The organism is Paraburkholderia sp. A3BS-1L (assembly GCF_051125215.1).
In the GTDB taxonomy this organism is placed as follows: Bacteria; Pseudomonadota; Gammaproteobacteria; order Burkholderiales; family Burkholderiaceae; genus Paraburkholderia.
Genome location: NZ_CP120442.1, coordinates 1487868 through 1500875, shown reverse-complemented (window position 1 = coordinate 1500875; position 13008 = coordinate 1487868). Strand labels below are relative to the sequence as shown.

Genomic DNA, 13008 nt, shown 5'->3' with positions numbered 1-13008 from the left:
TTATTGAAAGTGGTTCATTCATGTCCGCCACCCTCGCCCTTACCGAAGCCCTGATCGCCCGCGCGTCCGTGACGCCCGACGACCAGCACTGCCAGCGCATCATGACCGAACGCCTCGGTGCGCTCGGCTTCGCGTGCGAAACGATCGAATCCAACGGCGTGACCAACCTGTGGGCCGTCAAGCGCGGCACGGGCGGCGCCGCGGGCCCGCTGCTCGCCTTCGCGGGGCACACCGACGTAGTGCCCACCGGCCCGCTCGAGCAATGGAGCTCGCCGCCGTTCGAGCCCGCGCACCGCGACGGCAAGCTCTACGGACGCGGCGCCGCCGACATGAAGACCTCGCTCGCGGCGTTCGTGGTGGCGAGCGAAGAGTTCGTTGCCGCGCATCCGCAGCATCGCGGCGCGATCGCCTTTCTCATCACGAGCGACGAGGAAGGCCCCGCCACCGACGGCACCGTCAAGGTCGTCGAAGCGCTGCAGGCGCGCGGCGAAAAGATGGATTACTGCATCGTGGGCGAGCCTACTTCCACGCACACGCTCGGCGACTGCGTGAAGAACGGCCGGCGCGGATCGATGTCGGGCAAGCTCGTCGTGAAGGGCGTGCAGGGCCACATTGCCTATCCGCATCTCGCGAAGAATCCGGTGCATCTGCTCGCGCCCGCGCTAGCCGACCTCGTCGCCGAAAAATGGGACGACGGCAACGAGTACTTCCCGCCTACCACCTGGCAGGTTTCCAACATCCATAGCGGCACCGGCGCCTCCAACGTGATCCCCGGCCATGCCGACGTGATGTTCAACTTCCGCTTTTCGACCGCGAGCACGGTGGAAGGCCTGCAAAAGCGCGTGCATGCGATTCTCGACAAGCACGGCCTCGAATACGATCTGCACTGGAGCGTGAGCGGCCTGCCCTTCCTCACCCCGCGCGGTGCGCTTTCGGATGCGCTCGAACAGGCGATCCTCGGCGAGACCGGCGTGAAAACCGAACTGTCGACCACGGGCGGCACGTCCGATGGCCGTTTCATCGCGCGCATGTGCGAGCAGGTCGTGGAGTTCGGACCGCCCAATGGCAGCATCCACAAGATCGATGAGCATATCGAAGTAAAATTCGTCGACCCGCTCAAGAACGTGTACCGTCGCGTGCTGGAACAACTGATCGCCTGAGCGGCCTATTGCTGGAGTCAATGACATGCCCCATTCACTAGCCACGACCTTTTCCACCGTGCGCGACCTGCTGCGCTACGGCGTCTCGCGCTTTTCGGCCGCGCATCTCGCGTTCGGCCATGGCTCGACCAACGCCTACGACGAAGCCGCGTATCTGATCCTGCATACGCTGCATCTGCCGCTCGACCTGCTCGATCCGTTTCTCGACGCGCGCCTCGCGCCCGAGGAAATCGACAAGGTGCTCGCCGTGATCGAGCGCCGCGCCAACGAGCGCGTGCCGGCCGCCTACATCACGCAGGAAGCGTGGATGCACGGCCTGCGCTTTTACGTGGATGAGCGCGTGATCGTGCCGCGCTCGTTCATCGGCGAACTACTCGAAGACGGTTTGCAGCCCTACGTGGAAGACCCCGAGCAGGTCACCGCCGTGCTCGAGCTGTGCACGGGTTCCGCAAGCCTTGCGATCCTCGCGGCGCACGCGTTCCCGAACGCCGACATCGACGCCGTCGACCTCTCGGCGCCCGCGCTCGAAGTCGCGGCGCGCAACGTGCACGAGCACGGTCTCGACGAGCGCATCGCGCTCTTCGAAGGCGACCTGTACGCGCCGCTGCCCGAGCGCCGCTACGACGTGATCATCACGAATCCGCCGTACGTGAACGCCGAATCGATGCAGGCGCTGCCGCCCGAGTACCGCCACGAGCCGGAGATGGCGCTCGCGGGCGGCGCGGACGGCATGGATATCGTGCGCCGCATCATCGGGCAAGCGCGTAACTGGCTGACCGACGACGGCGTGCTCGTGGTCGAAATCGGCAACGAGCGCGCGAACGTGGAAGCCGCGTTCGGCGGCCTCGAACTCGTCTGGCTCTCGACGAGCGCGGGCGACGACCAGGTGTTCCTGATCCAGGCCGCTGACCTGCCGGTCTGAGCATGGGGAAATAGCGGTCCGGCAGCGCTCGAATGCACTCGGGAACGCTGCCGGGCCGCGGCGCGCCCTCACGCGCTCCCGATTAGCGCAATGCCGGCGTGCAAGCAGACTCGCCGCGGCGCGACAGGGTTCGGTAAGATGAATGTTTCCCGGCTCACGCGGTTCGCACGGCTCGCACTCGCAGCTGCGCCGCACGGCTTCAGGAGCGTCCCGCGCCTTTATGCGATTCGACTGGTCAACCCTGGGCATTCTGCTCGCGATCACCCATTTGCTCGGCCTGATCGCCGCCTGCCACGCCATCCTCAATACGCGCACCTCGCAAGGCGCAATCGCCTGGGCCGTCTCGCTCGCGACGATGCCCTACTTCACGCTGATCCCCTATCTGTTCCTCGGCCGCAGCAAGTTCGAGGGCTATGCGGACGCACGGCGTCTACGCAACGAAACCTTGCGCACGCGCGCGCACATGCCCGCCTGGCGCCCGCCCGGCGGCCCCGATGACGAACTGGCCAATACGTCCGACTGGCCCGTCGACGAACTGAGCACGCGCATGATCCGCTCGTTCTCGCGCCTGGCCGGCATGCCGCTCGTGGCGGGCAACACGGTGCGTACGCTCGTCAATGGCGAAGCCACGTTTTCTGCGATCTTCGACGCGATCGAACAAGCGCGCCGCTACGTGATCGTGCAGTTCTTCATCGTGCGCGCCGACGCGCTCGGCGACATGCTCAAGGACGCGCTGCTCGCCTGCACCGCGCGCGGCGTGCGCGTGCTGTTCCTCTACGACAGCATCGGCAGCTTCGACCTGCCGGCGCGCTACGTGCACGAGCTTCGTGCGGGCGGCATCGAAGTGCATCCGTTCTCGGCAAAGCGCCGCTTCGTCAACCGCTTCCAGCTCAACTTCCGCAACCACCGCAAGATCGTGGTGGTGGACGGCGAGCGCGCGTTCGTGGGCGGCCATAACGTAGGCGTCGAATATCTGGGCGCAAAGGCGCCGCTCTCGCCGTGGCGCGACACGCATATCGAGGTGCGCGGCCCGGTGGTGGCCAACATTCAGTTCGCCTTCACCGAAGACTGGTACTGGGTCACCCAGGAACTGCCCGGCTGCGAACCGCCCGCCCTCATGCAGCGAGTCGAGCCGCGGGTCGAGTCACGGGTCGAGTCGCGCGAGCGCAGCGACATGCACTGCCTCGTGATGCCCACCGGCCCCGCCGATCGTCAGGAGACCTGCTCGCTCTTTTTCGTCGAGGCGATCAACGCCGCGAAAAAACGCGTCTGGATCACCACGCCTTACCTCGTGCCCGACGAAGCGGTGCTCTCGGCGCTGCGCCTCGCGGCGCTGCGCGGCGTGGACGTACGCATCATGATCCCGAGCCGGCGCGATCACTTCGTGGTGTTCGAGGCGTCCACGCTCTACGCCTACGACGCGCTGCGCGCGGGCATTCGCATCTTCCGCTACAAGCCGGGCTTCCTGCACCAGAAAGTCGTGCTGATCGACGACACCGCCGCCGCCATCGGGAGCGCGAACCTGGACAACCGCTCGTTCCGCCTGAATTTCGAAATCATGGTGCTGACCGTGCACCGCGGCTTCGCCGCCGAAGTCGAGGCGATGCTGCTGCACGACTTCGAGCAGACCTTCGAGATCGACCGCAGCGAATATCGCGACGCCCACGCGTGGCGCAAGATCTCGATGCATGTTGCCCGCCTCTTCGCGCCCGTTCTGTAGCCCGCCCACGATCTAGCCGGTACGCCTTTACAGCAGTTGCTCGATGTCCGCAGCAATGGCGTCGGGTTTCGTGGCGGGCGCATAGCGCTTGACGACCTTGCCATCGCGACCCACGAGAAACTTCGTGAAGTTCCATTTGATCCGCCCGATGCCGAGCAGCCCCGGCGCCTCGCCCTTGAGCCACTGGTACAGCGGGTGCGCGTTCGCGCCGTTCACCTCGACCTTCTCGAACATCGGAAACGTGACGCCGAAGTTCTTCTCGCAGAAGGCGCCGATTTGCGCGGCGTCGCCCGGCTCCTGCTTGCCGAACTGGTTGCACGGAAAACCGAGCACCGCGAGGCCGCGCGCGGCGTACTGCTCGTGGAGCTTCTGCAAGCCCTGGTACTGCGGCGTGAATCCGCATTCGCTCGCCGTATTGACGATCAGCATGATCTTGCCCTCGTATTGCGCGAGGCTCACTGGCGCGCCACCACCGAGCGGCGTGGCCGAAAACGAATAAACCGTCGACATCTGGCTCTCCCAACGAAAGCGCCAGTCTACGTGAGAAAACCGGCCCGGTTAAAATAGCGCTTTACGTTTTATCCGCGGTTTTGTCCGCGCCAGCGCTCTCGTGATCCGCTTCAATCAATTCAGCCTCGCCCGCGGCACCAAGCCGCTTTTCGACCAGACCTCGTTCACCCTGAATCCGGGCGAAAAGGTCGGCCTCGTCGGCGCCAATGGCGCGGGCAAGTCCACGCTCTTCGCCGTGCTGCGCGGCGAGTTGCATGCGGATGCCGGCGATTTTTCGATGCCGCCGTCGTGGCAGATCGCCCACGTCGCGCAGGAAACGCCGGCCGTCGAGAAAAACGCGCTGGAATACGCGCTCGATGGCGACGCCGCGCTGCGCGAAATCGAGGCGCGCATCGCCTCTGCCTCTGCGGCCCACGACGGCGCGGCCGAGGCCGAGGCGCACGCCGCCTTCGCTGACGCCGACGGCTACACCGCGCCCGCGCGCGCCGAGGCGCTGCTGCTGGGCCTCGGCTTCACCATGGAGCAAACGCAGCAACCGGTGGCGAGCTTCTCGGGCGGCTGGCGCATGCGCCTGAACCTCGCCCAGGCGCTGATGTGCCGCTCGGACCTGTTGCTGCTCGACGAACCCACTAACCACCTCGACCTCGACGCGATCGTCTGGCTCGAAGACTGGCTCCACCGCTACCCCGGCACGCTGGTCGTGATCTCGCACGACCGCGAGTTTCTCGATTCCGTCTGCAACGTCACGCTGCATCTGGAAAACCAGCAGGTCAAACGCTACGGCGGCAACTACTCGCAGTTCGAAATCCTGCGCGCACAACAGCTGGCGCTCCAGCAAAGTGCCTACGAAAAGCAGCAGAAGACCGTCGCGCATCTGCAAAGCTTCATCGACCGCTTCAAGGCAAAGGCCACCAAGGCGCGCCAGGCACAGAGCCGCGTCAAGGCGCTGGAGAAGATGGAGCTGATCGCGCCCGCGCACGCAAGCTCGCCGTTCACGTTCGAGTTCCGCACGCCCGACTCCGCGCCCAATCCGATGCTCGTGATGGACACGGTGCGCTGCGGTTACCGTGCCGACGACGGCACCGAAACGCCCATCGTCGAGGGCGTCGCGCTGTCGATCCAGAACGGCCAGCGCATCGGCCTGCTCGGCGCGAACGGACAAGGCAAGTCCACGCTCATCAAGACGCTTGCCGCAACGCTCGCGCCGCTCTCGGGCGAATTGCGCACCGGCAAGGGCCTGCAGATCGGCTATTTCGCGCAGCATCAACTGGAAACGCTGCGCCCGGAAGACACGCCGTTACAGCACCTCGCGCGCCTCGCGCCCGACACGCGCGAGCAGGAACTGCGCGACTTCCTGGGCGGCTTTAACTTTCCGGGCGAGATGGCCACGGCGCCCATTGCCCCATTCTCGGGCGGCGAGAAAGCACGCCTCGCGCTCGCGCTCATCATCTGGCAGAAGCCGAACCTCCTGCTGCTCGACGAGCCGACCAACCACCTCGACCTGGAAACGCGCCACGCGCTCACCATGGCACTCGCGCAATTCGAAGGCACGCTGATCCTCGTGTCGCACGACCGGCATTTGCTGCGCGCCACGACCGACCAGTTCATGCTGGTGGCGAAGCATCGCCTGCAACCGTTCGACGGCGATCTCGACGATTACCGCGACTGGCTGCTCCAGCACGCCGCCGAACAGCGCGCAGCCATCAAGAGCGCGGCGCTCGGCACGGCAAATGCGCTGGATGGCGACACGGGCGACGCCGTGAACCGCAAGGAGCAACGGCGCCAGGAAGCGGAGACGCGCCAGCGGCTCTCGCACCTGAAAAAGCCATTGCAGGCGAAAATCGGCAAGATAGAAAAGGAGATGGATGCACTCAATGCCGAGAAAGGCACGCTGGACGCGTTCGTCGCCGACCCGGCCAGCTATGAGCCGGCGCAAAAGATCCGGCTGACCGAAGCGATCCGCCGTCAAGCCGAAGTCCAGGCGCGCCTCGAAACGCTCGAAGCCGACTGGCTCGGCGCGCACGAGGAGCTTGAGCAGATCGGCTGACACAATCGGCGCCGCCACGGTCATCCCCACACGGTCATTCCCATTGTCAGGCGCTAATCAGGAGCAAACGAGTGTCGAATCGAGTGTCGATCCCCCCCGCATTGCAGGGCCTGCGCGTTCTCGATCTGACCCGCCTCCTGCCTGGTCCCGTAGCCACGCTGCGCCTCGCGGAAATGGGTGCCGACGTGCTGAAGATCGAACCGCCCGGCGCCGGCGACGCAGCGCGCAACATGATGCAAAGCGCCGAGGACGAAATCGCGGGCCGGCCAGGCGCGTTCTACCGGCTCGTCAACCGGGGCAAGCGCGAGACGCGGCTCGATCTCAAATCGGAAGGCGGCCGCGCCGTCTTGCTCGCGCTCGCGCGCGATGCCGATGTGCTCGTGGAGAGCTTCCGCCCCGGTGTGATGGAGCGGCTCGGCCTCGGCTACGAAACCTTGCGCGCGAATAATCCCAAGCTCGTCTACTGCGCGATCACCGGCTATGGCGCGAACGGGCCGTTCTCCGACCGGGCCGGCCACGATCTGAACTACATCGCGTACGCGGGCGTGCTCGACCAGATCGCCACGCATGAAGGCGAGCCCGTGCTGCCGAACTTCCAGATCGCCGACCTGCTCGGCGGTGCGCAAGCCGCGCTCTCGCAGATCCTCGCCGCGCTCTGGCACGTGGCGCGTGGCGGCGAAGGCCGTTTCGTCGATGTTTCGATGGCGCACCAGGCGCATGCGCACAACGTGATGGCTCACGTCGCACTCGCCAACGACGACGCAGCGGCGCTCCAGCCCGGCGGCGGCCTGCTCAATGGTGGCGTGCCCTGCTACAACCTGTACCGCACGCTGGACGAGCGCTGGCTCGCCGTGGGTGCGCTCGAACTGAAGTTTTGGCAAACGCTGTGCACGGCCATTGGCCGCGAGGATTGGGCCCGGCGGCACTGGAGCCTCGGCCAGACGCCAGGCGGGGCGGACGCAGCGGCGCTCACGCGCGAACTGGCCGCGCTCATCGCGAGCGAAACGCTGCAGACGTGGATCGACCGGCTAGAGGTGATCGATTGTTGCGTCTCCCCCGTCCTCAAGCCCGGCGAGGCTGCCAACCACCCGCTGTTCAACCCCGACGTGCTGCAAGCCCTGCTCGACGACGCCGCTGCCCAGCGCGAGGCCACTGCGCGCAACGCAACCAGTCAGGGTACGGCCGCGCCCACCGCAACGGCTGGGAGCAACCCCGCGCCAGCCGGCCAGGCGCCCGGCAAGAAGCCGTTCAACTATGGTCCTTGGGGCTGACTGAAGAAGCCGTAAATGAAAATGGGCGCTTGCCGGCGCCGAAGCGGAGCATCAAGCGCCCATTTTCACGATGAAGATTGAACGGTGCGAAGCCGAGCTGCAGGCTCCGGCCTAACGACGCGGCAAAGTCTGACGTGGCGAGCGCTCGTCGTCGTAAAGTACGTGCTTGCGGCCTTCCACATGATGCGCGATGGTGCTGCGCACCTGAGCCGCGGTCACGTTGCCAGCCACCACCTGACGCGAAATGCGGCCGTCGCTGTCGATCCACTCGACGATGCGACAGCTACTGCCCCAGGGCTGCAAGAGCGGCTCGGAGACCCGGCAGCCGCGCACGACGATCGAGCTACCGCCGATGCCGATGGACGATTCTGTCTGTTTCAAGTCGCTATCCTTTCCGCTGGATGCGGGTTGAGCATCGCGAAAGCATAGGGAAATCACGAAACGAAAAGGTTACAGTGCGTACCAGGGTTGTTACCAATCATTACGCGCCAGACCGCGGCGGCGCGCCCGCCCTACTCGAGCTCACGCACGCGGTCGATGGCTTCCTCGATCCGCTCCACGGCGATGACGTTCAATCCCTCGATCGGCTGTTTCGGCGCATTGGCGCGGGGAATCAGCGCACACGTAAAGCCGAGCTTGGCCGCTTCCTTCAAGCGATCCTGCCCGCGCGGCGAGGGCCGGATCTCCCCGGCGAGCCCCACTTCGCCAAATACGATCAGGCCCTTTGGCAACGCCTTGTTACGCATCGATGAGTGGATGGAAAGCAGCACGGCGAGGTCGGCGGCCGGTTCGGTGATCTTGACGCCGCCCACCGCGTTCAGGAATACATCCTGATCGAAGCAGCCGATGCCGGCATGGCGATGCAGTACCGCCAGCAGCAGCGCGAGGCGGTTCTGCTCCAGCCCGACCGCGAGGCGGCGCGGATTGGGCACCTGCGCCGTATCGACGAGCGCCTGCACTTCCACGAGCAGCGGCCGCGAGCCCTCCTGGGTCACCAGCACGCAGGAGCCCGGCACGCTTTGCTCGTGCTGCGAGAGAAACAGCGCCGACGGATTGGCCACGCCGCGCAGCCCGCGCTCGGTCATCGCGAACACACCCAGCTCGTTGACCGCGCCGAAGCGGTTCTTGAACGCGCGCACGAGCCGGAACGACGAGTGCGTGTCGCCCTCGAAGTACAGCACCGTGTCGACGATGTGCTCCAGCACGCGCGGGCCCGCGAGATTGCCCTCCTTCGTCACGTGGCCAACCATGATGATGGCCGTGCCCGACTGCTTGGCAATGCGCGTGAGCTGCGCGGCACACTCGCGCACCTGCGCAACCGACCCGGGTGCGGAGGTGAGCGCCTCGGAATAGATGGTCTGGATGGAGTCGATCACGGCGACGTCGGGCTTTTCGGCCTCGATGGTCGCCTGGATTTTTTCGAGCTGGATTTCGGCGAGCAATTGCAGCTCGCTCGCCTTCGAGCCCGGATCGAGCAAGGCAAGCCGTTGCGCGCGCAACGCGATTTGTGCCGCCGACTCCTCACCGCTCACGTAGAGCGCGCGCCGCTCGGCCGCGATCTGCGCGAGCGACTGCAGGAGCAGCGTGGACTTGCCGATGCCCGGATCGCCGCCGATCAGCACCACGCCGCCCGCGACCAGACCACCGCCCAGCACGCGATCGAACTCGCCGACACCGGTGGTGAAGCGCGGCACGTCGGACGCCTCGATATCGGCCAGACGCCGCACCGGCGCGCTCTTTGCCAGCGCCTGAAAGCGGTGATTGCCGGCCGGCTCCGCAACGCTCTCGACCAGTGTGTTCCACGTGCCGCATGCGGGGCACTGTCCTTGCCATTTCGGCGCCTGTCCGCCGCATTCGGTGCAGATATAGAGCGTCTTCGCCTTCGCCATGCTTTTTGCCATGGTGGGTTTATTCCGCGCGAACCGGCACGCGCGGCGCGACCGCACACATCAGCTCGTAGCCGATCGTGCCGCATGCTTGCGCGACATCGTCGATAGGCAAGTTCGTGCCCCACAGCTCGACGCGCGCGCCCACGCCCGCGCCCTGCACCGGCGTGAGATCGACCGTGAGCATGTCCATGGAGATGCGCCCGACAACGCGCGTGCGCACGCCTTCGACGATCACGGGCGTGCCTTCGGGCGCGACGCGCGGATAGCCGTCCGCGTAGCCGCAGGCCACCACGCCGATGCGCATCGGCTGGCGCGCCGTGAAGATCGAGCCGTAGCCGACACTCTGGCCTTCAGCGATCGTCTGCGTGGCGATGATCTCGGAGGCAAGCGTCATGGCCGGCTGCAAACCGACGCCATCGAGCGCCGAGGCCGCGCCCGAAGGCGAAGCGCCATACAGAATGATGCCGGGGCGCACCCAGTCGAAATGCGATTCGGGATGCCATAACGTGGCCGCCGAGTTCGCAAGGCTGCGCGTGCCCGCGATGCCTTGCGCGCCGCGCTCGAACGCCGCCATCTGCGCGCCGATGCCGCGCGGCGTATCGGCGTCCGAAAAGTGCGTCATCAAGGTGATCTGGCCGATGCCGGGGCAAGCGCGCGCCCGCTCCCACGCCGCACGGTATTTCTCCGGCGTATAGCCGAGCCGGTTCATGCCGCTGTTCATCTTGAGCTGAACATTGAGCGGCTTGGACAGACGCGCCATTTCGAGCATGCGCATTTGTTCGTCGCAATGGATCACCGTGGTGAGGCTATAGCGGTCGATGACGTCGATGTCGGTCGGCCGGAAGAAGCCCTCCAGCAGCAGAATCGGCCCGGCCCAGCCCAGTTCGCGCAATTTCACCGCCTCTTCGAGGTCGAGCAGGCCAAAACCGTCGGTCGCGCGCAGGCCGGGAAAAGCGCGCGCAAGCCCGTGCCCGTAGGCATTGGCCTTGACCACGGCCCAGATTTTCGACTGCGGCGCGTATTTGCGGACGACGGCGAGATTATTGGCGAGAGCGGTGGTGTGAATCGTGGCGGAAAGGGGGCGAGGCATGGGATTTTTTCGCAAAGACGCTTTTGAATCAGGACCTTACAGGGTGGTTTCAGCACCCGTCAGGCCCGTCTGACAGGCGGTCAAGGAATGTGCTAGTCCGAATCACGCTATTTTCGTGATATAAAGCCCTGCGCACAACCCATTTCGAACGTAATAAAGCCCGGATGCCTCCCACCCGTCCGGGGCGGACGGACCGCAGCGAGGAAAGCATCGCATCAGATGAAAAAAGGCTTTTACACCATCATGGCCGCGCAGTTTTTTTCGTCGTTGGCCGACAATGCGCTCCTCATCGCTGCAATCGCACTGCTGAAAGACCTCCACGCCCCGAACTGGATGACGCCGCTGCTCAAGCTGTTTTTCGTCCTCTCCTACGTCGTTCTTGCCGCATTCGTCGGCGCCTTTGCTGATTCCCGCCCCAAGGGCCAGGTCATGTTCATCACGAACACGATCAAGGTCGCGGGCTGCGCCATCATGCTCGCCGGCACGCATCCGCTGTTTGCCTATGGGGTGGTCGGCTTCGGCGCGGCGGCCTATTCGCCGGCCAAGTACGGCATTCTCACGGAACTGCTGCCGCCTGAGCGCCTCGTGGCCGCCAACGGCTGGATCGAAGGCACCACGGTCGGCTCGATCATCCTCGGCACGGTGCTCGGCGGCGCGCTGATCAGCCCGCATATCGCCGCCCACATCATTCGCCACACGCCCGCCTCGATCAGCACCCCCGCCGAAGCCGCGATGCTCGTGATCATGGTCATCTACGTGATCGCCGCGCTCTTCAATCTGCGCATCCCCGACACCGGCGCGCGCTATCCGCGCCAGCAGCACGGGCCGATCCGCCTCATCACCGACTTCGCCGAGTGTTTCAACACGCTCTGGCGCGACAAGCTCGGCCAGATTTCGCTCGCGGTCACGACGCTGTTCTGGGGCGCCGGCGCGACGCTGCAATTCATCGTACTCAAGTGGGCCGAAGTGTCGCTCGGCATGTCGCTCTCGGAAAGCGCTGTGCTGCAAGCCGTGGTGGCCGTGGGCGTCGCCGCCGGTGCGATGATCGCCGCCGCGCGCGTGCCGCTCAAGAAGTCGCTCTCGGTGCTGCCAGTAGGCATCATGATGGGCATCGCCGTCATGCTCATGGCGTTTTACACGCGCAGCCTGTTTCCGCCGCACTGGGGCCTGCATATCGGCCATATGCGCATCCCGGGCTACCTCGTGTTCGCCTATATCTTCCTGATGGTGGTGGGCGCGCTCTCGGGTTTCTTCGTCGTGCCGATGAACGCGCTGCTCCAGCATCGCGGCCACGTGCTGCTCTCCGCCGGCCACTCGATCGCCGTGCAGAATTTCAACGAGAACCTCTCGGTGCTCGTGATGCTGTGCCTCTACGCCGTGCTCGTCTGGCTCGATGTGCCGGTGACCATCGTGATCGTGCTGTTCGGCACCTTCGTCTGCCTGATGATGTGGCTCGTGATGCGACGCCACCAGGCCAATCAGCGCTCGTTCGACTCGGTCGCGCTGATCGGCGAAAATCATCGCCACTGAATCCCGCCTCCGCGCGGCGGTGGCCTGCGGGCCCGGCGCGCGGCACATTAGCGACGCCGCCATGACCTCACCGATTTCCAACGTCCTCACGATCGCCGGCTCCGACTCGGGCGGCGGCGCAGGCATCCAGGCCGACCTCAAGGCTTTCTCCGCGCTCGGCGCCTATGGCGCGAGCGTCATCACCGCGCTCACTGCGCAGAACACCCGCGGCGTTACCGCCATCCACGCGCCCGATGCGGGCTTCGTCACCGCGCAGCTCGACGCCGTGTTCGAGGACATCCGCATCGACGCCGTGAAGATCGGCATGCTGGCCAACGCATCGATCGTGCGCGCCATCGCCGATGCGCTGCGCCGCTACCAGCCGCCGCGCATCGTGCTCGACACGGTGATGATTTCGAAGAGCAATCACGCGTTGCTCGCGCCCGAGGCCGTGACGGCGCTGCGCGAGGAACTGCTGCCGCTCGCGGGCGTCGTCACGCCAAATCTTCCCGAGGCCGCGGCGCTGCTCGGCGTGACGCCGGCCGCCGATGAAGCCGCGATGGTCGAGCAAGGCGAGGCGCTGCGCGCGCTCGGCGCGCAAGCCGTGCTGATGAAAGGCGGCCACCTGGGCGGCGCAGACAGCCCCGACTGGCTGATCGAAGCCGGCGGGACGCTGCGTCTGGGCGGGCCGCGCGTGCCGGTGACGAACACGCACGGCACGGGCTGCACACTCTCCTCGGCGATCGCCGCGCTGTGGCCGCAGCATGCGACGCTCGCGGAGGCCGTCACGCAGGCGAAGACGTATCTCACCGGAGCGCTCGAAGCGAGCGAGCGGCTCGACGTAGGCCATGGCGTCGGCCCGGTGCATCACTTCTGGCGCTGGTGGTGAA

Annotated in this window: 11 protein-coding genes; 7 read left to right on the top strand and 4 right to left on the bottom strand. The window is 65.8% G+C overall.

The window, feature by feature from the left end:
* The first annotated feature begins 20 nt into the window (after positions 1–20).
* From dapE to cls, 3 genes are all read left to right on the top strand, one after another.
* The gene (gene dapE, locus P5W99_RS06780) at positions 21–1160 is read left to right on the top strand and encodes a succinyl-diaminopimelate desuccinylase (protein WP_421023835.1); all 1140 of its coding nucleotides are present in this window, start codon (positions 21–23) and stop codon (positions 1158–1160) included.
* 25 nt (positions 1161–1185) lie between these two features.
* Positions 1186–2082 carry a 50S ribosomal protein L3 N(5)-glutamine methyltransferase gene (gene prmB / locus P5W99_RS06775; RefSeq protein WP_421023834.1) on the top strand — a complete coding sequence of 299 codons (897 nt, stop codon included), beginning with the start codon at positions 1186–1188 and terminating at the stop codon, positions 2080–2082.
* Between the two features lie 220 nt (positions 2083–2302).
* Entirely contained in the window at positions 2303–3802 is a 1500-nt protein-coding gene (gene cls, locus P5W99_RS06770; RefSeq protein ID WP_421023833.1) for a cardiolipin synthase, read from the top strand.
* A 27-nt stretch (positions 3803–3829) separates the two neighbouring features.
* Here cls and P5W99_RS06765 read toward each other — a convergent pair whose 3' ends face one another.
* Positions 3830–4312 carry a glutathione peroxidase gene (locus P5W99_RS06765; protein WP_421023832.1) on the bottom strand — a complete coding sequence of 161 codons (483 nt, stop codon included), beginning with the start codon at positions 4310–4312 and terminating at the stop codon, positions 3830–3832.
* Positions 4313–4412: 100 nt separating this feature from the next.
* Here P5W99_RS06765 and P5W99_RS06760 point away from each other — a divergent pair, with 100 nt between their 5' ends.
* Entirely contained in the window at positions 4413–6359 is a 1947-nt protein-coding gene (locus P5W99_RS06760; RefSeq protein ID WP_434662291.1) for an ATP-binding cassette domain-containing protein, read from the top strand.
* A 101-nt stretch (positions 6360–6460) separates the two neighbouring features.
* Positions 6461–7630, top strand: coding sequence for a CaiB/BaiF CoA transferase family protein (locus P5W99_RS06755; RefSeq protein WP_421025204.1), 1170 nt, complete (start codon positions 6461–6463; stop codon positions 7628–7630).
* 111 nt (positions 7631–7741) lie between these two features.
* On the opposite strand, the gene P5W99_RS06750 is transcribed toward P5W99_RS06755, so the two are convergent.
* The 3 genes from P5W99_RS06750 to alr form a co-directional block, all read right to left on the bottom strand.
* Positions 7742–8011, bottom strand: coding sequence for a DUF2866 domain-containing protein (locus P5W99_RS06750; protein WP_421023830.1), 270 nt, complete (start codon positions 8009–8011; stop codon positions 7742–7744).
* Positions 8012–8142: 131 nt separating this feature from the next.
* A complete protein-coding gene (radA, locus tag P5W99_RS06745; RefSeq protein ID WP_035531908.1) occupies positions 8143–9519 on the bottom strand; it encodes a DNA repair protein RadA in 1377 nt (458 codons plus the stop codon).
* A gap of 19 nt (positions 9520–9538) precedes the next feature.
* Complete coding sequence (gene alr, locus P5W99_RS06740; protein WP_421023829.1) at positions 9539–10609, bottom strand: alanine racemase; 1071 nt, start codon at positions 10607–10609, stop codon at positions 9539–9541.
* 219 nt (positions 10610–10828) lie between these two features.
* Here alr and lplT point away from each other — a divergent pair, with 219 nt between their 5' ends.
* A complete protein-coding gene (gene lplT / locus P5W99_RS06735) occupies positions 10829–12139 on the top strand; it encodes a lysophospholipid transporter LplT (protein ID WP_421023828.1) in 1311 nt (436 codons plus the stop codon).
* 61 nt (positions 12140–12200) lie between these two features.
* Positions 12201–13007 (top strand): bifunctional hydroxymethylpyrimidine kinase/phosphomethylpyrimidine kinase, encoded by an 807-nt coding sequence (gene thiD, locus P5W99_RS06730; RefSeq protein WP_434662287.1) that lies wholly within the window; start codon positions 12201–12203, stop codon positions 13005–13007.
* Position 13008: the final 1 nt, after the last annotated feature.